Here is a 21781-nt window from a genome sequence, read left to right as displayed (position 1 = left end):
GCGGGCTCACCCCTCTTCCGGCCGGGGCGTGTCCGGCGAGCGCCGCTGGGTGAGCTTGCGGCTCCACTTCTTCACGCGACCCCTGCGGCTCTCGGCGTACTCCCGATAGGTGTCGGCGAGCCGGGTGCTGTACGGGCGGAGCGCGCGGGCCAGGCGTTCAAGATCGTCGGGCGGCCAGTGCAGCGCGATGTGGTGGCGCAGCGTCCGGACGGTCTCCAACTGCGCGTGCGGCAGCCCGGACCGCTCGTCGTTGATCGCGACCACCCCGGTGACATGGCCGAACAGCACCTCGTCGGGTCGGCCGGAGGCGATGGCGGCATCCAGGACGGCGCGCAGATAGCCGTCGGCCAGGGTGAAGCCGAACTCCCTGATGTCCGTGCGAAGGCGCGCCGGGTCCACGGGCAGCGGCAGCATGGCGGGGACGAGCCGGTGCCGCTTCAGGGCCAGGGGCGCCGCCCAGACCTCGATCTGCGGGATCCGGAACGCGCGGGCGAGCGCGGTGGCCTCGGTCGCCTCACGCAGGACCGCGTCCAGCTGGAGGGTGACCTGCACGCACTCCTGGGTGACGGGACGCAGCCAGGCGTAGCGGCCCGGCGCCGACAGCGTCTCGCACAGCACCAGGCAGGCCCGCAGGTCCCGTTCGTCCCTGATCTTCTGCTTCACCGCGCGGTCGAACCACTCACCGACCGCATCGGTCACCGGCTCGTCCGCGGGCAGTCGACGGGCGATCACGGTGGCCTCCTCGTGCGTCCAGGTCGGCGACGGCTGCCGCCACAGCCCCCGCAGCAGCGCCGCGTCCGGCGAGGCCTCGTCGCGCGCCGCCAGGATCTGGAAAAGCAGCTCGATCGTGCGGGCGGGCTGCCGCTCGGCCTGCGCCACCCAGTAGTGCTCCAGGAGCCGCTTGCGCCCGCCGAGGTCGCGCTCGACCAGCAGATCGGCGGGGAACTGGGTGAACAGCTGCTCCTGGCCGCCCCGTTCGTCCAGGACCTCCTGCACCGCCGTCGTCAGCGCCGACCTGAACTCGGGGAGGGCGTGCACGAGGCGGGCGACCTCCTCGCGCAGCCCGGGGCCCGCGTCGCAGGAGCCGAGGAGCGCGCGGGCCAGGTCGAGGCTCTGGTCCACGACAAGATCCGGCGCCGGGTCGAGCCGCGCGCCCACCGCCCACAGCAGCAGCCGCACCCGCTGCCGGCTGGTGGTGGCCTCGTCGAGCAGCCACTGCCACAGGGCCGTGGCCCGCTCCCGCTCGGCGGGACGGGTGAGCGGCACCGGGCCCGGCGCGTCCGGAACGCCGGTCATATAGGCGCGGATCCGGGACTGGTGGAGCTTGCCCTCCAGCTCCTGGTGCAGCGCGGCGTCGCCGCCCGCCTCGGCGGCGGCACTGAGCCGCGCGAGCTGTCCGTCGTCCAGGTCCCGGTGCCGGTGGTGGATGTCCGCCGCCACCGCCGCCCGGCGCGGCCCGAGATGATCGGCGCCGGGCAGCCAGTCGACCACCGCGCGGACGTCGGCGTCGGTCAGCTCGATGCCGCCCGCCGCGGCGGCCGCCGCCACCGGCGCGTGCCAGTCGCCGAGCGCCCGCTCCTGGCCGTGGGTGTACTCGGCCGTCCAGGACCACACCGAGCGGATCGAGGCGACGCCGATCCGGGTCAGCAGCCGGATCAGATGGTGCGTGGGCACCACGTCGGGGAAGCGGCCCGCACGGAAGTCGAAGACGGTGTACGACTCCTCGTCGTCGGGCCCGAAGTCGGGGTGCGCCTCGGGCACGGTGCCGATCAGGTGCAGCCGGCTGCGGGTGGGCCGCAGGAGGTAGGTGGCGAAGGTGAGGGTGCGGGCCAGCGGGGGCGGCAGGAGGTAGGAGACGGCCGCGAACCAGTGGGCGATCCGGTCCGTCGTCTCGTCGATCACGACGACCGAGCCGTCCTCCGCGAGGGCCGCGAACACCGCCGCGAGGAGGGCGGGGAGCTGCTCGGCGCCCGGGTGCGCGCGCAGGAAGGCGTGTGCCGCGCGCGGGGACAGCGGGCCGCGGGGCAGGGGCGCGGGCAGCTCCGGGATCTCGGTGGTGTCGGCGAGCCGGGTGGTCCACACCGGGGATTCCCACAGCTCGATGGCGAGCGGCCCGCCGCCCTCGCGCGCGCCCTCGTCCGCGCTGTGCAGGGCGTGGGCGAAGTAGTTGCCGAAGCGCCGCGCCGAGTCCCGGCCGACGTACCGCACGCACAGCGTGGTGGCGCCGCCCCGGCGGTCCCGGGTGTGGCACAGGTTCACCGGGCAGCGGGCGAGCAGCTCCGGGGCGTCCGACTCCAGCAGGGAGCGCGGCGGTTCGTACCCGGCGAGGCCCTCCACGCGGTGCCGGGTCTCGGCCGACACCTGCTCGCTGACCGCGTTGAACTGGAAGCCGGAGGAACCGCTGAGCCCGTGCTCGCAGGACGTGTAGTAGAGCTGCTGGAAGCCGCTCATCCGCGGCCCGCCTTCGGCACCGATCCGAACTCGCTCAGCAGCCACAGCAGCGGGTCCGCCACCCGGTAGGGCTGGATGCCGGTGGCGGCCACGCGGGCCTCGGGCGTCGCGCTGCGGCCCAGCGCGGAGACGCCGAAGTAGCGGTAGCGGGCGAAGGTGTTCTCCAGGGACTGGTCGATGGGCACGCCGTCCCACTCCTTGAGCAGCTGGCGCACCTCCTCGTGGACGCTGCGGCTGTCGCCGACGTCGAAGCGGCCGCGCGCGGGCGCGTGCGAGCGCAGCGGGCTGCCGTTCTCCATCAGGTGCCAGAAGGCGTCCATCTTGGAGAAGACCACGGCGATCGGGGTGTCGATCTTCGCGGACTTGCCGCCCCGTGCGGCGAGCAGCATGCCGCTCACCCGGCTCAGCACGTTGATCGGCGGATCGATGCCGTCGGTGCCGGGCAGCGCGGTGCCGGGCGCCGCGTTGTCCCGGGCGCCCGGCATCTGCAGCGGGTCGAGCAGCAGGATGATGCCGTCCGCGTTCGTCAGGTAGCGGGTGTTCAGCTCCACGCTCTCGCGGCTGTTGAAGTCCTCGCCCGCCGTGTCGAAGAACGACAGGACGCTGTGCTGCGGCCGCTCCCCGAACAGCGTCCTGCGGCGGAGCCCGAACCTGAACACCAGCGGGTCGACCCGGTTGGCGTTGGTCGTCGCGGTCTGCGTCGGCGGGAACATCTGCCGGTCGCGGTAGAGCCGGTCCTCGTACTCCGAGCTGTAGCGGCGCATGGTGGTGTCGTCCAGGCCCATCAGCGAGGCGCCGTAGGCCTCGCCGACCTGGTTGCGCATCTCGTGCAGGAGCACCGTCATGTAGATCGTCTTGCCGGAGGAGCGCGCGCCCACCATCGCGATCAGCCGGTTCTCCACCATCCCGAACTGCACCGGCAGTTCGACGTGGCAGACCGGGCAGACGCGGTAGGTGGTCTCGCCGTCGCAGTCCGGGCACACCGCCGTCGACCTGCGCCCGTCGGCGGCGAAGTCCGGGCCCACGTCGTGGCTCGGGCGCCTGCCGAAGCGCTCGTCGAGCACCGGGTCGCGGCGCCGCTGGCACTGCTTGCGGGTGCGGCTGAGCCGGCTGTTGCAGCGGAACCGGATCTCGCGCGGCGCGAAGGTCTCGTAGCAGTAGGGGCAGGTGAGTCGTCTGGCCATTCAGGTCACTCGCAGCCGGTGCAGCGCCGTGGGGCGCAGGTCGATGTCGGTGTCGGGGGCGTCCGCCGGGAAGCAGACGAGCCAGGAGGGGCCCCGGGTGCCGGGGAAGGGGAACTTCACGACGAGCGGGGCACCGGCGGACAGGCGCTGGGCGGGCACCTCGTGCAGGACGGTGCCCTCGGCCGTGCTGGAGGGGCGGTAGCGACCGAGGCCGTGGACGACGCGGACGGCGGGGAGGTCGCAGCCGGTCCGGGTGGCGAACGTGACGGTCGCGTAGCGGGTGCCGTTGAGGCGGCGGCGCAGCGTGGGTTCGTACTCGACGATCGGCGGTTCGGCGGCGATCCGCAGGGACGCGGCGCCCTCGGTGTCGACGGCGGGGTCGGGGACCAGGGCCTCGACGGTGAGGGTGACGGCGCCCCGGCCGAGGCGGAGGTCCAGGCCGCCGTCGTGTTCGTAGACCCGGCGCTGACAGCGGATGTCGCCGTCGCGGGGGCCGTCGCCGCCGGCGCTCGCGTCCTCGCGGCGCCAGCGGACCCGAGCGGTCAGGGCGGTGTCGGGCCAGGCCCAGAGGACGAGGAGGTGGTCGTCCCTGCGGATGGCCTGGAGCTGGGTCACCGGAACGGAACGCTGGCGGGGCGCCTCGGGGGAGGGGTGCGTTCGGGGCTCGGGGCTGCTTTGGGGGGCTGGGGGTGGGGCGGGGTTCGGTTCGGGGGTGGTCGGGGGTGGTGGGTCGCTGCGGGGTGGTGGGGGCTGGTCGCGCAGTTCCCCGCGCCCCTTTGGGGTGGTTGCGGTTGGTGGGTCGCTGCGGGGTGGTGGGGGTTGATCGCGCAGTTCCCCGCGCCCCTTGGAGGTCGTTGGTTCGCTGTCGGCCGGTGGGGGGTCCTCGCGGTCCTTCGGTGCGCTCAACTGTGGGATGCCGTGGGGTTCGGGGTCTTCCGCCGGTGTGGGCCAGGCTCCCGGTTCCGGGTCCTCCAAGGGAGGGGGGAAGCCGGTGCTCGCCGGTGCCGGACCGGTGGCGACGCGCAGGAGGCCGAAGTCCTCCAGGAGCAACAGGCCGTGTACGACGGCCAGTTCGGGGGCCCGGCAGCGGACCGTCAGGCCCTGGGCCTCGGGGAGGCTCTCGATGTCCGTGCGGCGGGCGGGCGTGGCGTACAGGTCGCCGGAGAGGAGCACGGCGTCCGGGGCGGCCTCCGCCAGCTCCCGGGCCAGCGCCGCCAGGCCGTGGTCGTCGGCCAGGTGTGCCGTGCGCGTGGTGACGACGCGCACTGTCAGGTCCGGGGTGATGGCGAGGACCGTGAGGTCCACCGCCGCCGCCGTCTGGTCGGCCACCAGGACCGTGCGGTGCACGCCCTCGGCTATCGCGCCGTAGTGCAGGGCCGCCGCGACCGGCTCCGGCACGATCCTGCTGATACGCAGGCCGACGTCCTCGGCGGCCCGCCGCAGCCGGGCCTCGGCCCGGCGGTCGGCGGTCGCGGGCAGGGCGAGCGCCGCCTCCTCGTCGGTGGCTCCGGCGCCGAGCGCGGCCAGCGCGGAGGCGGGGTCGGCGACCGCGTCCGCTCCGGCGAGGTCCGTCACCGTCAGGGTGGGGCGGCCGTCCGGGTCGAGGCGGCCGACACGGGCGACGCGGGGGCCGATGGCGATGCCGAGCATGTGGTCAGCCCTCCCCTTCCCCGGTCCTGGCCCGCGGCTCGTCGGCCCTGACCCACGGCGTGCCGTCGGCGTCGACGCCGAGCCGGATCCGGCTGCCCGGGGCCGGGCGGCGGGCCAGGAAGTGGGAGACCACGGCGGCCCGCAGCCGCTCCAGTTCGTTGCGGATCTGACGGCCGCCGTACGCCTGGTGCTCCGGGTCGCTCATCCGCTCGGTGATCCAGGGGTGCAGGCTGTCGGGGTCGGGGACCAGCTCGACCTGGTGGCGTTCGCGGACGGACTCGGTGAGCTGGTCGAGGAGCCGGTCGGCGATCCGCACGATGTGCTCGCGGCGCAGCATGTCGAAGACGACCACGCCCGGCTTGAGCCGCCCGTAGATCTCCGGCCGCCCGATCGCCCGGAACTTCTCCTCCACGGCCCGCGTGAAGTGCGCCTCCAGGGCCGCGTACGGCACCTCCTCGTCGCCCTCGGACAGCAGGTCCTGGACCGCGTCCGCACCCGTGTTGGAGGTGAAGATGATCAGGCACTGGGAGAAGTACGCGGTCTGGCCGCGGCCGTCGGTGAGGCGGCCGTCCTCCAGGATCTGCAGGAACTTGTCCAGGACCCGCGGGTGCGCCTTCTCGATCTCGTCGAAGAGGAGCACGCTGAACGGCCGTTCCTGGACGCGCCGGGTCAGCTCGCCGCCCTGCTCGTGGCCGATGTAGCCGGGCGGCGCCCCGGCGAGCCGCTCGGCCGCGTGCTCCTGCTGGTACTCGCTCATGTCGAAGCGGGCGTACGCGCTCTGGTCGCCGAACATCAACTCGGCGACGGCCTTGGCGAGTTCGGTCTTGCCGACGCCGGTGGGGCCGACGAAGAAGAAGGCGCCCCGGGGGCGTGCGGTGCCGGAGCCGCCGAAGTCCACGCCCACGTAGGCGGAGCGGAGCGCGGCGGCCACCGCGTCGACGGCCGTGGACTGGCCGACCACCCGGTCGCCCAGGACGTCGGCCGCCCGGGCGACGGCGTCCCTGTCGAGCTGGGTCCAGGGGTCGACGCTCACGTTGAGCCGGTGCAGTTCCAAGAGCTTGTCCGGTTTCTGGAGGGGGGCCTCGCGCAGCCACGAGGTCCGGGCGAGCGCGTCGATGTCCCAGCCCCGCATGCCGTCGGTCGCGCCGACCAGGGCCTCCAGGTCGTGCCGGGTGGCCTCCGGGGCGCCGTTGAAGTCGCCGCGCAGCCAGGTCAGCCACAGGCGGCGCTCGCTGGGGTCCGGCGGGCCGACGTGCAGGGTGGCGATCCGGGGGTCCTCCAGGTGGAACCAGCCGGGCAGCCGGCCGACGTCCCCCACCGCGCACAGGACGGCGTTGCGGGCGTGCGGACGGCGGCCCGCCAGGGAGACGTGCGCGGGCACGGCGTCCGTCATCGCGGCGCGCAGGCGGAGGTAGCCGGCGTTCGACTCGGGCTGGCCGGGCGGGAGGTGGTGGTCGACGTCCTGGAAGACGAAGGCCGTGGCCGCGTCGGGGGACGCGGCGAGCCGGTGCGCGACGGCGACGGCGTCGTCGAAGGTGCGCGGCGGGGCGGCCGGGCGCGGGGCGAGCAGGCTCGACCGGTCGCGGCGGCGTTCGGCGCCGCGCTGGGTGCGCGCGTCGGCCTGGGTCCGGTCGTCGTCGGGGGTGCGCGCGTCGGCCTGGGTCCGGTCGTCGTCGGGGGTGCCTGATGCGGCCCGCGCCCGGTCGTCTTCAGCGGTGCCTGATGCGGCCCGCGCCCGGCCGTCGTCGGCGGTGCCCGCCGCGGCCCACGGCCGACTGCCTCCAGTCGCGCGGGAGTCGGACCGCCGGTCGGCCCCGGGCGCGACCGGTCCCTCGCTCCTCGCGCCGCCCCCCGGCCGGTCCGCCGCCAGCCGCGCGAAGCGTTCCGCGTGGCCCGGCAGCGGGAAGGTGAGCCCGGCCACCGGGTCCCACCAGCCCACCACGTCGGCGCCGCGCACTTCCAGCACCCCGGCGACAAGATCGCGGAAGGAGGAGGGCCGGTCCTCGAACCACCAGCGGTCCCGGATCTGCCCGCTGATGACCACCTGCCGGCCGCGCCGCAGCTCCCAGCCGAGCGACACCGCCCACAGCGGCATCATGCCGTCGGCGGTGACGGGCCCCGTACCGTCGTCCTTGCCGAAGTCGATCGCGCTCACGGCGCCGACCACCTCCAGGAGCTCTCCCGGGGCAGCGGCTTCGCGCGTCGGCCCGGCGGTTTGCCGTCCCAGGTGAGCTCACCCGGCACGAAGCCGTCGTCGCCGCCCAGCGCCTCGTGCACCCGCTCCAGGAGCGCCTCGGTGGTGTCGCACACCGGCTCGTCCCGCGAGGCGTGCAGCATCACGTCCGGCTCGCCCTCCACGCGGTACACGAGGACGGGCGTGCCGTCGTCCTCGACGCCGACCGTGGTCTCGTACGTCGCCCCGGTCGGCCGCGTGAAGTGCAGCCGGAAGCTGCCCCCTTCGTCCTCGCCGCCCTCGAAGGCGAACCCCTCGCCGGTCATCGCGTCACGGAGCGCCGCGACCAGGTCCCGGCTCCGCTCGTACGCGAGCTCCAGCTCGTCCAGGCGCCGCTCGGCGTCGGGGAGCCGGTGTTCCAGGTCGGAGACGGCCGTCAGGGCCTCGGCCGCCGAGCGCGCGGTGAGCGCCTCGGTGGCCGTGCGCAGGGCGTCGCCGATCTCGTCGGCGAGCCCGGGGTCACCGAGTTCGGCGGCGGTGTCGACGACGGCCCGGGCCGCCGGACGCACGACGTCGAGCCGTTCGGCTGCCTCGGTGAGGGCCTGCTCCAGGGCCGCTGCCGCGGCCTCGGCGCGCTGTCGCTCCGCCGCCTCGCGCTCCTGCTCCTGTTCCTGTTGCCGTGCCTCCCGTTCCTGTTCCGCCCGGGTGTGCCGCTCGGCCGCTGCCCGCGCCTCCGTGACCGTCGCCGCATGCCGGGCGAGGGCGTGCTCGACCGTGCCGAGCAGGGCGTCGAAGCGGACCCGCTGGCCCGGACCCGCGGCCGCGCGCAGCTGGTCGAGCAGCTCCGTGCAGCGCCGGTGCCCGTCCGCGTCGAGGGCGGCGCCGTCCGGGCCGGTCGCGGCGAACCCGCGCTCCAGGCCGGCGAGCACGGAGGCGGGGTCGTCCGCGGCACTGTCGTCCGCGGCGCTGTCGGCGGCAGCCGGGCGCAGGCCCACGACCCGGCCGCGCAGGCGCTCCACCGCGTCCCCGAGCTGCTCGCCGCGGGCGATCCGGCCCCGCAGCGCGGCCAACTGCTCCTCCAAGGAGGCGACATCGGCCCGCGCCCCGGACCGCTGGGCCTCCTCGATGAGTGCCCGCACCTCGTCGAGGCCGCGCTCGTCGGCCCGGCTCTGCTCCGCCCGGGCGCGGGCGCGCTGGGCGTCGCGCTCCGCTTCCCGCCGGGCGGCCGACTCGGCGTCCCTGCGGGCGAGGTCGGCCCGGCGGGCCGCCAACTGGGCCCGCTGGGCCGCCCGTTTGCGTTCCCTGGCCCGGCGCTCCTCGGCCCGGCGGCGGCGCTCCGTCGCCTCCCGCTGGGCGTACAGCACGCCGATGCGGACGCTGCTGTACTTCGGTGATCCGCTCATCGTTCCCTCCGTGCCTCGGTGTGCAGCACGACCCCCCGCGCCGCTAGCCGGTCCTCAAGTCTTCTCCGGAATCCGGGAGTCGGCGGCACGCCCGCCCAGGAGAGCGCTCCGCCCGCCTCCACGGACACCTCCACCCCGGCGGTGCTGTCCGGCTCGGCCAGGCTCTGGGCATAGCGGTCGGTGAGCGGGACGAGGCGCTGGTTGTCCGAACCGCGCCAGCGCAGGCTGCCGTGTCGCGCCGCGACGTAGGGCCCGTCGACCAGCAGGTCGAGCCGGTCAAGGAGGGCCAGCCGGTCCGGCCCGCCGCGCCGCAGCGCCTCGTGGCGGAAGCCGGAGTACGCCATCGCGCCGAAGTCGGGCCGCCGCTCCCGTACCGCGTCGAGCAGCCCGGCCAGGGCTCCGGCCTGGCTGAACGGCTCGCCGCCGGAGAGCGTGACGCCCTCGATGTCCTCCAAGTGGCAGAGCCAGTCCGTGAGTTCGGCGGTCGTCCGGCTGGTGCCGCCCTCGAAGGGCAGGGTCTCCGCGGCCACGCAGCCGTGGCAGCGCAGGGGGCAGCCCTGCACCCAGACGACCGCGCGGACGCCGGGGCCGAGGACCGTGCAGCGGTCCAGTGTCCGGGCGACGGATATCAGGGTCTCCTCGCGCGCGCCGTGCCGTGGCTGGGGGAGGGCCGTCATGCTTCCTCCTGCGGCTGGTCGGGGTAGCTGTCGGAGCCCTGTTCGGCCTGGTCGCACCACGGGCACCACGGCCGTTCCACGGTGTGGACGTGACGGGCGTTCACCGCGCACACGCGCAGCCGGCCGGGGGCCAGTTCGGCCGCGAGCGCCTCGGCCCACGCGGTCGCCGTCGGACGGTGGGCCGGGTCCGTGAACGCCCTCCGGAACAGTTCCGTGAGGCGTCTCGGCAGCAGGTCGGCGGGTGGCACGGAGCGGGGCAGCAGCACCGAGGTGCGGTCGACGATCCGGCAGCGGCCGTGGAGGACGTTGTCGTCGTACGACCGGTAGTCGCCGCCGTCCGCCGGGTGGCCGGCGAAGGGGTGCAGCCCGGCCAGGAGCAGTTGGTGCACGAGGACGGCCAGGGCGAAGTCGTCGGACGTGGTGTCGGGCGGTGCGGCGGTGGCCGTGCCGAGCCGTTCGGGGGCCGTGTAACCGGGGGTGCGCATCCGGCCGGGGAAGAGCTCGCGGCCGTCCGTGAACTGCCAGGAGTCGACGTCCGCCATGCCGACCCGGCCGCCCTCGTCGACCCACAGGTTGTCGGTCTTGAGGTCGCCCACCACATAGCCCTCGGCGTGCAGTTCGCCGAGGAGCCGGGCGAGGGCGAGGGCGGCGCGCAGGGCGGTGGCCCAGGTCGCCCGGGGCAGGAAGGCGCGCCGGGCGGAGGTGCTGAGGAGGTGGCTGAACGGCTGGTAGGCGTGGCGCATGTCGGGCATCACATAGCCGTCGACGCGGTCCGCGGCGTCGCCGATGGCCGTGCGGACCGGGACCAGCGGCCAGGCGAGACGGACCGGGGTGCCGGAGAGCAGGCCGACCGTGCGCGGCTCGCGGCGCTGGCGCACCAGGCGGGCCACGCGGCGCCGGTAGGCCTCGGGGTCGGGCGGGTCGGGGACGAGCTTCGCGACGAGGGGACGGGCGTCGTCCACGCCGTACACGAACCCCTCCGAGCCGCTGCCGATCTGCTCGGTGAGGCGCCATGCGTGTCCGTGACCGGACACCACTGTCAGTCCCACGCTCACCCTCCTTCGACCAGCGCGCACAGGACGGTCAGATCGTCACCGGTGCGCCCGGCCTCGGGGCCGGACAGGCGTCGGCGGAGCGGCTCGGCGTCCCCGTGGTTCTCGCGGAGCGTGGCGGCGAGGCCGAGGAAGAAGCCCGCGGCCGGTAATGGTCCGGCCTCCGGAGGGAGTTGATGGACGGCGGGGTGGTCGAGGGCGAGGGCGGCGCAGCCGTCGGTGGACAGGACCACGCCGGCGAGGTCCGGCTCCCAGACGGCGAAGGTACGCACGCGCAGCGCCGCGCCGGGGGAGGAGAGGAAGGGGGCCGGGGCGGCGGGCGGGGGCAGGACCAGGTGGCAGCGGTCGTCGCGCGTCAGCAGGGTGCCGAAGCCGTCGCCCAGCGAGACGAAGGCCACCCAGGGCGGGGCCACGACGGCCGCGGTGAGGGTGGCCGCGAGGGTGCTGGGGTCGGCGGCACGGGTGTCGGTGAGGGGGCTGGGGTCCGCGGCACGGGTGTCGGCGAGGGTGCCGGTGTCGGCGGCACGGGTGTCGGCGTCCAGTCCTTCCGCCCCGGGGCCCACGTCCGTGCCGGTCGCCCCCGCTCCTGTTCCCGGCGCACCCGCCTCCGCCCTCAACGCCCCCGCCCCCAACACCCCCGCCACCGCGCGCAGATACTCCTCGACCACCCTGCCCCCGCGCCCCGCGACCCACCGCGTCCACGCCTCCGGCGGCTCCTCGGCGTCGGGGATGCGCTCCGCCAGCAGGCGGCACGCCGCGTCGACCGCGATGTGGGCGCCGAGGGCGCTGCGGTCGCGGCTGCCCGCGCCGTCGGACACGGCGAGGACCGCCGTGCCGCCCAGGTCGACCGCCTTGAACGCGTCCTGGCAGCCCTGTCCGCCCGCGAGATGGGCGGTGCCCTGGACGGAGGCGCCCGCGACGATCACCGGAGGTCACTCTCCAGGCGGTCCATGCGGGCGAGGCGGGCGGCGCGGTCGTTGACCTGCTGGTGGACGAGGTCCGCGTCCTGGTCCGGGCTGCTGTCGTCCGTGCTCTGGAACAGCAGATCGAGGATCCGGCCGAAGTCGAGGTCCGCCAGGGGGGACGTGGCCTTCGGCGCGAGGACCCGGAGCATCGGCAGGTCGGCGCCGTGCACCCCGATCACCTGGAAGACCCACTCGTCCCGCACCTCGCCCTGCCGCACCCGTGCCGCCGTGCCCTCCAGGGCGGCCGCGTCCAGGGGGCGGCCCCGGGCGTCGCTCGGCGCGCCGTCGGTCAGGACCCACACGAAGGGGCGCCGGACCGGTACCCGCTGCTGTTGCAGGGCGCGGTAGCGGGCGCGGGCGAGGTCCAGGGCCGTCTCCACGGCGTCCGTCAGCCGGGTCAGCCCCTCGGCGCGCAGCGTGGGCGGGCGCATGCTGTCCACCGGGACGAAGAGCCGGTCGGCGTCCGCCTCCTCGACCGGGACGAGGCGGCCAGGGCCGGGGTCGTGGACGCGCACGGCGGAGTCGAAGGTGAGGAGGCAGACCTCCACGCGGGTGCGCAGCCGCTCCTGCGCGCGGACCCCGTCGAACCAGCGGGTCAGCGCCCGGTTCAGCTCGTCGATCCGCGGGTGCTCCTCGGGGCGCCCCATGGACGCGGACGTGTCGAGGAGCAGGAGCACGGGCTGCCGTTCCTCGTATCCGCTCCCGAATCCGATGCCGTCGACGCTCATGCGGCCGCCCCCTCCGTGTCGTCGGCGCGGGCCACGAGCCGCCGCCGTTCGGGATCGTGGCGCACGGTGACGGCCGTGCCCGGCGGCAGCCCCGCGGGCTCGGGCACCATGCGCAGCAGGACCCCGTCAACGAGTACGTATGTGTCGGGCGCGGGCCAGGTCACCGTGCGCCCGGCGCGGCCGTCCGACCATGCGCCCATCCCCCCGGTCATAGGGTCACGGTAGGTGGCTGGGGCCCCAACATGCTTGGTCCTTACGTGAATTGACACAGCGTCGGCGTCGGCGGGCCGGGCGGGCACGGGCCGCCCGGGGAGGCTCCCCCGATGTGTTGTCCCCGGGCGGACCGCCCTTTCAGTGAAGCGGACCGGCCGGGCGCGGACTGGTCGCGTCCCGGTCGGGTCCTGGCCGGGCGGCGCCCCTGGTGCCGGTCTCACCGGCGCAGTGGCTCCCTGACCGCCGAACGCAGCGGTTCGAGGAGCTGGTTGACCTCCTTGACGCCGTCCGGGGAGCCGAGGTCCGGGATGCCGCGGAACGGCAGGGCTTCGAGGGCGCCGTCCGCGCGGTCCGCGAGGCGGTCCCCGAAGAGCACCAGGGCCTGCTGGGACGGATTGCGGCGCGACTCCCAGATCATGCCCATGGCCTGGGGTGCCTGGGCCCGGATCTCCCGCGCCCAGGTCCGCGTGCGCGCGTAGTGCTCGGGCCCCTCCCTCTCCAGCAGGAAGTTGTCCTGGCAGACGGCGGCGAGGGCCGCCCCGGAGCGCAGCGAGACCAGCCTCAGCTCGCACCGGGTCCGCACCACGTGCAGCGACTTGCCCCGTACCCACGGCCAGGGGACCAGCCGCATGCTGGTCTCCTTGTCGAAGTCGATCGAGCGCAGCAGGGTCTCGGCGAGTGCGGTCTCCGGGTCCGTCGCGGCGTACAGGCAGGGGTAGGGGTCCTCCGGTGTGCCGTGGAAGCGGCCGGGCGCGCGGTCCCGCGCGTCGAACGGCTTGAACTGCTCGGCCGCGAACCGGGACGAGTGCATCCGCCACAGGTGGGAGCCCGCGGGCAGCACCTCCCAGTGCGGCTGGAAGCGGTACGCGGAGGGCGAGGCGGTCGCGTCGTGCATCAGCTTCCCTCCGCCAACACCAGGGCCGCGCCCACCAGTTCACGGTCGGGACGGATGCCGAGGAGATCGGCGGGCGGACCCCCGCCCAGCCAGGGATTGCGGCTCAGCCACCACTCGGCGGCGCCCCACGGGTCCGCGTCGGCGAGCAGCACCCGGTTGACCTCCAGGACGACCTCGTACGGCCTCCCGCCGTCGGGCTCGAACTGGAACGCCGGGTAGCGGTCGCCGAGTTCGGGGTCGGCGAGCCGGATCAGCTCGGCGGGCGGCGCCGCACCGACGCACCGGGTGCGGACCTCGGCGGCCGACAGGGCGGGCGTGCGCAGCAGCCGGTCCTCGGCGGCGGCGATGATGGCCGCGGTGTCGGGGGGCGGATCGGGGTCGGCCGTGATCCGGGTGAGCAGCACCCGCGTCCGCAGGACGGCGTGCTCGCCGACCGCGGCCGCACCGGTGAGCCGGACGGCGTCCAGGGCCTCGCGGACCGGATGGTCGAACGGCAGCGGAACCAGAGCCAGGCGTACGTTCTGGAAGGCGCGGCGGACGGCCCGGGCATCGCTCGCCGGGGTTTCGGCGAGCGCGCGCAGGTGGGTGAGCAGCAGTTCGTACTGCTCGTCGCTCAGCTGCTCGCGGACGCTGTCCAGGTGTTCGTGGACGAGGCGGAGCACCTTCACCCCGCCGTCCTCTCCCTGGTTCATGCGCTCTCCTCTCCCCGGCCCGGGTGGCCCTGATGGATGAACGCGGCCCAGACGGCGGGCCGTTGCAGGTCGGTGCGGCGCACGTCCGCTCGCAGCTCGGCGCTCAGGCAGCCCGGGTCCTGCCGCTCGGGGTCGAGCATCCACAGCTGCGCGGCCCGCAGCGCGTCGACCGGGCTGAGCCCGGCCCGCAGATGGTGGTGGAAGACCGTCATCAGGAGCATCGAGGCGCCGTCCCGCGCGGTCCACCGCGACCCCACGACATCGCGTGCGCCGCCCGAGACGAACGCGGTGGTGAGGGTCAGGGCCTCGTCGTGGTCGCGGGTGCTCAGGTCGGTCTCGCAGGCGCTCAGGACGATCAACGGGCCGTCCGGAGCGTCCCGTTCGACGGGCTGCGGGCGGTCGAGGAGGCGCGTCACGGTGAGCCGGCCGACCTCCTCGCCGGGCTCGGTGGGGGCGAGGTGCAGGGCCGACTCGGTCGGCCGCGTGCCCGCCATGCCGTGCGTGGCCAGGTGGACCATCGAGTGGTCCTGGCCGAGCAGGGCGAGGAGCTGGTCGGGGGTGCCGACCGGCACCGAGTCGGGCGGGAGCGTGGCGAAGTCGCCGTACAGCCGGGCCCCCGGGTAGAAGGCGCGGCGCAGCTCCAGGACCTCCAGCTCGGCGTACGTCAGCGAGATGCTCGGGTCGGCCACCATGGCCGGGGCCGAGACCGGGTCGCGCGGCGCGCGTCTCGCCGTGCGCAGGAACTGGCCGCCGGACGCGGCGTAGCTGATCACGAGGGCCTGGCAGAGGTAGTCGTACGGGGCGTCGGCGGGGAAGCGGGCCGCGTGCCAGGGGACGATGCCGAGGCGGCCGCAGGGGACCAGGACGACCCGGGGAGCGCGCTGTTCCCCCGTGTCCTGCGGGAGGTGTTCGGCGAGGCCGGGCAGGACGTGGGCGAACACCTCGTACGCCCAGTCGCACAGGTCGGCGAGGGCCTCCTCCCAGACGCGTTCCGCCGCCTCGTCGACGTGGTCCGTGGGCCGGGCCGCGGCCGCGTCCAGGTACCGCTCCAGCGGGGCGCTCCGCGCGGCGGAGAGCACGGGCAGCGGGCCCACGCCGACGCCGATCTCGGGGCCCACGGCCAGCACCATGCCGGGGGCCTCGCCGTCGCTGCCGGGCACCAGATAGATGAGCGCGTCCGCACCGGCCTCGCCCACGCCGTCCGCGAGTTCGCGCAGGGTGGGGACGGACAGGAGCCCGCCGTCCGCCCGGTAGCCGAGGGCTTCGAGGGCCTGGCGGCGCAGGGTGCTCGGGAGCTCGGCGGGCAGCTCGGCGCCGTCGGCGGCGCCGGACTTCCGCCAGGCGGCGGCGAGTCCGTGCTGCCCGCGCTCCGCGAGCAGCTCCGGTACGTCCCGGGAGGTGGCCGCTGCCTGGAGCACCAGCGCCCGGCCCAGTTCCAGGGCGGTCACCGCGTCGGCCACCCGCTCGTGCGCCGCGGCCCACAGGGCGGCCCGCAGACCGAGCGAGGCGCCGCTGCGGGCGGTCGTCAGCCGGTGTTCGGCGCCGTGCTGGAGGAGGACGTCGGCGGCGAGGGTGGCCATGGCCTCGTTCGCCGTGTCGGTGACGGCGTCCGCGTCGGACTTGCTGTGCTCCCGGTGCCAGCGGGCGCGGTAGGCGTCGGCGAGGGACCACAGGGAGTCGGCGGCGACGCGCGGGGCCCGGCCCTGGCGGATGTGCTCGCGGAGCCGTTCCAGGGTGGCGATGACGGCGTCGAGGTCCGCCGGGTCCTTCGTGACGTCGTGGCGCAGCCTGAGGCGGGTCGCGGCGGAGTGCAGTCGGTCGGCGGGCGCGTCGGGCGGCGGCACCTCCCGGTCCGGTACACCGGCGCTGTCGCCGCTGAGGAACGCGCGCATGGCCTCGGCCTCGGGGGCGATGGCCGCCAGTACGTCGCCCCCGATCGGGAGCTTGCTGTTCGTTGCGGCCGTCTTGCTCTCGTCGAGGTCCGCGAGGCCGTCCAGGAGCAGAGCCTTGTCCCTGGTGCACCGGCCGAGCATCATGCGGGCCATGGCGCGGGCCAGGACGGCCACCGCCCGCAGGGCGTGGTCCTCGGGGACGCTGTCGCAGAAGGCCTCGGCCCGGTCCAGCAGGGCGCTCAGCCGCTCCACGTCGTCGGTCTGCCCGACGGTGCGGGCCTCCGTCATGAGGTCCATCGCGTCGGCCATGACCGGGAGGAGGTCGGCCATGGGGAAGGGGCTCTCCGCCTTGCGCCGCAGGTAGTCGGTGACCGTCCGGGTGTGGGCGAGGCCGACGGCCTGGTCCTGGAGGGTGCCGCCGGCGCCGTCGCTGACGCCGAGCAGCAACGCCATCAGCCCTTCCAGGGCGTCCTTGTCCGGCATGTCGTCCGGCAGCCCGTCCCGGGCCTCGCGCAACCTCGCCAGCTGCTGGTTGAGGGCGGCCGGGTCGCCGCCACCGGCATGGTTCACGAAGTCGACGGACGTGGTGTGCACGGCCTGCCAGGCGGCGAGGATCCTGCGGATGTCGTCGGGGGTGCGGGGCGTCGCGGGGGTGCCGCCGTCGGCGCGGGCGGTTTCCGAGGGGGCCGGGGTGCCGTGCGCGGGGCTCGGGCCCGCGTCCGTACGGGGTGCCGTGTCCGTGTCCGTACCTGGTGCCGTGTCCGTGTCCGTTCGGGGCGCCGTACCCGGGCCCGCCGTCGGACCCGCGCCGCCGGTCATCGTCGCCAGCAGGTTCAGCATCGTCTGCCGCAGCTGATCGGTGCCGGGGAGCCCGTCGTCGGGTACGAGGCCCGCGAACAGCTCGGTGATCCCGGCGGCCGAGGGCCGGGCGAACAGGTCGCGCAGCTGCCGCACCTGCCTCAGTTGATCCGGCGGCAGCGGGAGTTCGGCCGCCTCGCTCACCAGTTCCTGGACCTCGGCCGTGAAGGCGGCCATCCCGCTCGGCCCGTTCCGCATGATCATGTCGAACATGGCGGTCGCGTCCGGCTCCGGCGCGAGCCCGCCCAGCATCTCCTGCAGCGGCATCGCGTGCGTCAGCAGGAACAGCGCGGCCCACCGCCGGTCCTCGGCGCGAGTCGCGGCTCCGTGCGGCGTCGCCGGGTCCCGCGCGTCCCGCAGCAGCGTGCGCGCCCGCTCCCGGTCCTCGGGCGTTCCGCCCCCGACGGCGTGGCGCAGCGTGAGGGCCCCGCCGAGCCATACGGTCACCGAGCCGCGCAGTTCCGGCTCCTGGTCCAACAGGCGGGAGAGGTGGTCGAGTTCGGCGATCGACTCGTCGTGGGCGCGCGTGGGTACGGCGACCGCGTCCGGCGTCGGCAGCAGCGCCCTGGCCCGCTCGACGGCCTCACCGGCCCAGGTCCGCACGGCCTGCGCGCCACCGCTCTCCTCTTCTTCCCCCACCGGCTCTCCTCACGTCCCGTAGTTCTCACCCGTGGTTCTCAACAGCCGTTCGCGGGCTCCATGATGACGAGATGTCAGCCATGGCGAAGGTCGATCGCCGAGCTTTTCGTCCGGCGCCCGGTCAACGCCCCGAACTCGCCCGGATCGCGCCCGGACCGGTGGGGTCGGGGTGTGGTCCGGTGGCGGGGCCGGGCCGGGGCGGCCCCGAGGCCCCGAGGTCCGCACGCATCCCGCGCCGCAGCTCCCGCAGCCGTTCCCACAGCGCGTCGATCTCCCCCTGCGCGGCGTCGAGCGAGTCGTCCGGCCGGGGCACGCCGTCGTCCAGGCGCCGGAGCAGGCCGTAGAGGGCGCCGAGCGCGTGGGTGGCCTCTCCCGCGAGGGCGAGCAGCGGGTCGGGTAGCCGCATCTGGGCCTCCGCGTACACGTCCCGGTGCAGGTCCCGGGCCTCGATGAGGCGCTGTCGCGCCGCGCGTGGGTCCTCCGCGCGGGTCAGGGCGTGCGCCTGGTCGGTGAGCGCGGCCAGATACTGGCGGGACGCGGTGTTGAGCGCGATGCAGCACGCGCGCCGCTCCTCGGTCTCCCTGGCCCACGCCCGGGTCCGTTCGGCACGCTCCTGTTCGCGCTGTCGGCTCCGCTCGGCCGCCCGCTGGGTGAGCAGGGCCGACAGGAGGGTCCCGACCACTCCGACGGCCGCCACGATCGGCGCGCCCGCACCCGTGATGTCCATGGCCCTCGCCTTCGTGTCGCCGCACCCCTCCAGCGAACCGGCGCCGTCGGTCACGGGGAACCCCATGACCGAGGGTCACCCGGTCTTCGCCCGGGTCCCGCCCGTTCGGCACGAACGACGTGCGCGGGCCGAGGCCGTCCGCCTCCTCGACGGCGAGCGTCAGCGGTCCCGGCGGGCGGGCGCGGCGTCCGTTCCTGCGAGCGTCGACCGCAGGGTCCCGGCCCACCAGCGGAGCGTCCGCTCGCGCGCGGCCGCGTCCAGCCCCGCGCTCCTGCGGAACTCGGCGCCGAACAGGGGCTCCATCGCGACGGCTTGGTGCAGCGCGGCCACCGCGAGCTGGACGGTCTCGCGGGCCGGTGGCGTCCGGCCGGTGTCGGCGCAAGTGTCCCGCGCCGCCGCGTGCAGGCGGTCCACGACCTCGTCGAGCAGTCCGCTTCCGGTGTCCCGCCAGCCCGACTGGTGCAGGGCGAGGGCCAGTTCGGCGTAGCCGTCGGCGTAGGGCGCGGACAGGACGCACACCAGGTCGGCCGGGTCGGCGGGTCCGTCGGTCCAGGTGTCGAGGGCGGCGCGCAGCTCGGCCTTGAGCTTCCTGCCGCCGAAGCGCAGCAGCGCCGACAGCAACTGCTGGCGGTTGCCGAAGTGGTGGTTGACCGCGGCGTCGGACACCCCGACCGCGGCGGCCACGGCCCGCACCTGCACGGCCGCCGGACCGCCCGCGGCGAGCAGCGCGCCCGCGGCCTCCAGGATCAGCCGCTTGGCCTCGTCGGGTGTACGTCGTCTACGGGCAGCCATCCGGCCAGCTTACCTTGACGGTCCAAGGTAAGAAGCTTACCTTGGACCGTCAAGGTAAGGGGGTGTCGAGGTGAATGGGGGTACCGCCGTGAACGGACCGGCATCGGTCCCGTCGATGACCGATCTCGCGGCGTCGCTGGGCGTCCGGATCCACGATCCGGCACCGCCGCGCGACGTGTACTGGACCCGCGCGGGCTGCCGGTCGCACGGATTCGACTGGGGCGGCCCCGGCCCCGCGGTGCTGCTCCTGCACGGCGGCGGACTGAACGCCCACACCTGGGACTTCGTCTGCCTCGGCCTGCGCGGGGCCGCCCGGCTCGTCGCACTGGACCTGCGCGGCCACGGCGACAGCGACTGGTCCGACGACTACCGGATCGCCGCGATGGCCGAGGACGCCGTCGCCGCGGCCGACCACCTCGGCTTCGACCGCGTGCGGCTCGTCGGCATGTCCCTCGGCGGCGTGGTCGCCGCCCAGGTCGCCGCCGCGCACCCGGGCCGCGTCGAGCGCCTGGCGCTGGTCGACGTCGCGCCCGGCGTCGACTTCGACAGCACCGAGCGGGTACGGACCTTCATGGCGGGACTCGGCCCGGTCGACGCCATCGACACCGTGGTGGACGCCGCGCTGCGCGTCAGCCCGCGGGCCGACCGCGCCCGCGTCACGTACCGGATGCGCGCCCTGTTCCGCCGCACGCCCGATGGCGGGTGGGTACCGAAGGGCGATCCGCGCCCGCCCGACTTCCCCGCCATCCTCGCGGCCACCGACCGACTCGCCGCCCAGCTCACCGGCCTGCCGGTGCTCCTCGTGCGCGGCGGGCGCAGCAGGGTGCTCCCGCAGTCCACCGCGGAACGCCTGATCGCGCGCGTGCCCGACGGCGAACTCGTGGTGGTGCCGGACGCGGGCCACAACGTGCAGGAGGACGACCCGGCCGCCCTGATCACCGTGCTCCGCACCTTCCTGACGCGCTGAAGCGGGGGACGCGCCCCCGGCCCACCCGCGCCCCGGCCCGGCCGCCCAGTGGTGAACCGCTGCCCGTGGCCGCTGCGCCTCAACGATCCACCCGCACCGCCTCGACGACACACATGGGGCCCGCCGTCTCGACGGTCCGCGTCAGCCGGAACCCGGCGCCCGCCAGCAGGGCGCGCCAGTTCTCCAGGGTCCGCTCGCGCCCGTCGAGCATGCCCATCATGGTCAGGTCCAGGAGGGTCGCGATCTCGGGGGCGGGGCCGTGGCCGAGGACGGTCTCGACGAGGAGGAGCCGGGCGCCGGGGGCCGCCGCCTCGTGGACGCGCTCCAGGATGCGGGTGCCCTGCTCGTCGTTCCAGTCGTGCAGGATGAAGCAGGCGAGATACGCGTCGGCGCCCTCGGGGACGGCCTGGAAGAAGTCACCGCCCCGGGTGTCCACGCGGTCGGCGACCCCGGCCCGGCTCAGCGTGGCGTGCGCGGCCGCCACGACGTGCGGCAGGTCGAAGACGGTGCCGCGCAGCCGCGGATGGCGCGCCGCGAGGGCGGCGAGGCCCGTGCCGTCGGCTCCGCCGATGTCGACCAGGTGGCCGACGCCGGTCAGGTCGAGCGCGTCGATCGCGTCGCTGCGGACGGCGCGCATCAGGTCGGCCATCGCGGAGCTGAACCCCGCGACCCGGTCCGGGTCCTCGCCGAGCCAGTCGAAGAACGGCCTGCCCAACTCCCGCTCCGCGGCGGGCACTCCGTCGTGCAGCGTGGACCACAGTCGGCCGAAGGGCCGGTAGTGGGTCTCCATCCACATGAGGGCGACGGCGCGCACGGACTCGTCGCCGTCGCCGCGCAGGGTGTGCCCGAGCGGCCCGAGGGCCACGGAGTCCCGCTCCTCGTCGTAACCGAAGACGTGCTCGGCGGCGAGGCTCCGCACGAGGCGGCGCAGCAGGTCCGGCCGGAGCCCCGTGGCCCCGGCCACCTCGCCGACCGGCCGGGGACCGCCGGCCAGCTCGTCGGCGACCCCGGCCCGGGCCGCGACGTACAGGGCCTGGGAGATCTGGAACCCGCCGAGCAGCCGCAGCATGGCGACGGCGGGGGTGCGGGCGGTCGTGCCGGGTGCGGATGCGTGGGGCGCGGTCATGATCACATCTGTACCGGGCCCGCACGCCCGCCGCGATTCACAGGCTCGCGCGGGTGAACATCAGGTGGGTGACTCCGCTGGGCGTGGAGACGGCCTCGACCTCGTAGTCCTTCTCCAGGCCCTCCAGGCCGTCCCAGAGGCGCACGCCCCGGCCGAGCAGGATCGGGACCACCACGAGGTGCATGTGGTCGACGAGACCTGCGGTGAGGAAGTCGCGGATCGTGGTGGGCCCGCCGCCGAGGCGCACGTCCAGGCCGCCCGCGGCCTCACGGGCCCGTTCGAGCGCCTCGGCGGGCGAGGCGTCGAGGAAGTGGAACGTCGTGCCGCCCTCCATCTCGATCGAGGGCCGCGGGTGGTGGGTGAGGACGAAGACCGGCGTGTGGAACGGCGGGTTGGGGCCCCACCAGCCCTTCCACTGCGGGTCCTGGTGCCAGCCGGGGTGGCCGAACTTCCCGGCCCCCATGATCTCGGCGCCGATCCCCGGGGCGAAAAGACGCACGAGCGCGTCGTCGACGCCGCGCGTGCCGCCCGTCCGGCCCAGCATCGCGCGGCCCCATCGGGTGGCGAACATCCAGTCGTGCAGGCGTTCCCCGGCGTGGCCGAACGGCGCTTCGAGGCTCTGGCCCTCGCCGGTCGCGAAACCGTCGAGGGAGAGGGAGACGTGCTGGACGCGGACGAGTGACATGACGGGCCTTCC

The 21781-nt window shown here is 75.2% G+C and carries 18 protein-coding genes; 1 reads left to right on the top strand and 17 read right to left on the bottom strand.

The features are described 5' to 3' along the window. Positions 1-6: 6 nt before the first annotated feature. The 15 genes from AB6L24_RS03900 to AB6L24_RS03830 form a co-directional block, all read right to left on the bottom strand. Entirely contained in the window at positions 7-2451 is a 2445-nt protein-coding gene (locus AB6L24_RS03900) for a GTPase-associated protein 1-related protein (protein ID WP_405652110.1), read from the bottom strand. Further along, positions 2448-3635, bottom strand: coding sequence for a hypothetical protein (locus tag AB6L24_RS03895; RefSeq protein WP_405652108.1), 1188 nt, complete (start codon positions 3633-3635; stop codon positions 2448-2450). Before AB6L24_RS03895 ends, AB6L24_RS03900 begins: the two co-directional genes overlap by 4 nt. After that, positions 3636-5285: an Hsp70 family protein gene (locus AB6L24_RS03890; RefSeq protein ID WP_405652106.1), complete on the bottom strand. Its 1650-nt coding sequence runs from the start codon at positions 5283-5285 to the stop codon at positions 3636-3638. Positions 5286-5289: 4 nt separating this feature from the next. Beyond that, a complete protein-coding gene (locus AB6L24_RS03885) occupies positions 5290-7440 on the bottom strand; it encodes an AAA family ATPase (RefSeq protein WP_405652104.1) in 2151 nt (716 codons plus the stop codon). Further along, positions 7437-8861: a hypothetical protein gene (locus tag AB6L24_RS03880; RefSeq protein ID WP_405652102.1), complete on the bottom strand. Its 1425-nt coding sequence runs from the start codon at positions 8859-8861 to the stop codon at positions 7437-7439. The genes AB6L24_RS03885 and AB6L24_RS03880 overlap by 4 nt, the downstream gene beginning before the upstream one ends. Continuing rightward, positions 8858-9538, bottom strand: coding sequence for a 4Fe-4S single cluster domain-containing protein (locus AB6L24_RS03875; protein WP_405652100.1), 681 nt, complete (start codon positions 9536-9538; stop codon positions 8858-8860). Before AB6L24_RS03875 ends, AB6L24_RS03880 begins: the two co-directional genes overlap by 4 nt. Further along, positions 9535-10587: a protein kinase domain-containing protein gene (locus AB6L24_RS03870; protein WP_405652098.1), complete on the bottom strand. Its 1053-nt coding sequence runs from the start codon at positions 10585-10587 to the stop codon at positions 9535-9537. The genes AB6L24_RS03875 and AB6L24_RS03870 overlap by 4 nt, the downstream gene beginning before the upstream one ends. 2 nt (positions 10588-10589) lie before the next feature. Then, entirely contained in the window at positions 10590-11516 is a 927-nt protein-coding gene (locus AB6L24_RS03865; protein WP_405652096.1) for a protein phosphatase 2C domain-containing protein, read from the bottom strand. Next, positions 11513-12283, bottom strand: coding sequence for a vWA domain-containing protein (locus AB6L24_RS03860; RefSeq protein WP_405652094.1), 771 nt, complete (start codon positions 12281-12283; stop codon positions 11513-11515). The genes AB6L24_RS03865 and AB6L24_RS03860 overlap by 4 nt, the downstream gene beginning before the upstream one ends. Further along, positions 12280-12495, bottom strand: coding sequence for a hypothetical protein (locus tag AB6L24_RS03855; RefSeq protein ID WP_405652092.1), 216 nt, complete (start codon positions 12493-12495; stop codon positions 12280-12282). Before AB6L24_RS03855 ends, AB6L24_RS03860 begins: the two co-directional genes overlap by 4 nt. Positions 12496-12713: 218 nt before the next feature. Beyond that, the gene (locus tag AB6L24_RS03850) at positions 12714-13391 is read right to left on the bottom strand and encodes an RES family NAD+ phosphorylase (RefSeq protein WP_405652090.1); all 678 of its coding nucleotides are present in this window, start codon (positions 13389-13391) and stop codon (positions 12714-12716) included. Further along, positions 13391-14083, bottom strand: coding sequence for a hypothetical protein (locus tag AB6L24_RS03845; protein WP_405652088.1), 693 nt, complete (start codon positions 14081-14083; stop codon positions 13391-13393). The genes AB6L24_RS03850 and AB6L24_RS03845 overlap by 1 nt, the downstream gene beginning before the upstream one ends. After that, entirely contained in the window at positions 14080-17472 is a 3393-nt protein-coding gene (locus AB6L24_RS03840; protein WP_405652086.1) for a CHAT domain-containing protein, read from the bottom strand. Before AB6L24_RS03840 ends, AB6L24_RS03845 begins: the two co-directional genes overlap by 4 nt. A gap of 121 nt (positions 17473-17593) precedes the next feature. Continuing rightward, positions 17594-18265 (bottom strand): hypothetical protein, encoded by a 672-nt coding sequence (locus tag AB6L24_RS03835; RefSeq protein WP_405652084.1) that lies wholly within the window; start codon positions 18263-18265, stop codon positions 17594-17596. Positions 18266-18358: 93 nt separating this feature from the next. Next, the gene (locus AB6L24_RS03830) at positions 18359-18991 is read right to left on the bottom strand and encodes a TetR family transcriptional regulator (RefSeq protein ID WP_405652082.1); all 633 of its coding nucleotides are present in this window, start codon (positions 18989-18991) and stop codon (positions 18359-18361) included. A 115-nt stretch (positions 18992-19106) separates the two neighbouring features. Between AB6L24_RS03830 and AB6L24_RS03825 the strand changes: the two genes are divergently transcribed. Beyond that, entirely contained in the window at positions 19107-19958 is an 852-nt protein-coding gene (locus AB6L24_RS03825; protein WP_405652080.1) for an alpha/beta fold hydrolase, read from the top strand. 79 nt (positions 19959-20037) lie between these two features. Here AB6L24_RS03825 and AB6L24_RS03820 read toward each other — a convergent pair whose 3' ends face one another. Together AB6L24_RS03820 and AB6L24_RS03815 are read right to left on the bottom strand one after the other, a co-directional pair. Further along, positions 20038-21084: a methyltransferase gene (locus AB6L24_RS03820; protein ID WP_405652078.1), complete on the bottom strand. Its 1047-nt coding sequence runs from the start codon at positions 21082-21084 to the stop codon at positions 20038-20040. A gap of 37 nt (positions 21085-21121) precedes the next feature. Continuing rightward, positions 21122-21769, bottom strand: coding sequence for a dihydrofolate reductase family protein (locus AB6L24_RS03815; protein WP_380843965.1), 648 nt, complete (start codon positions 21767-21769; stop codon positions 21122-21124). Between the last annotated feature and the right edge of the window lie 12 nt (positions 21770-21781).

This window comes from Streptomyces sp. RK9, from assembly GCF_045070545.1.
Lineage (GTDB): Bacteria > Actinomycetota > Actinomycetes > Streptomycetales > Streptomycetaceae > Streptomyces > Streptomyces alboflavus.
Note: the sequence above shows the minus strand (reverse complement) of the source record. Positions and strands in the feature narration are given on the sequence as shown.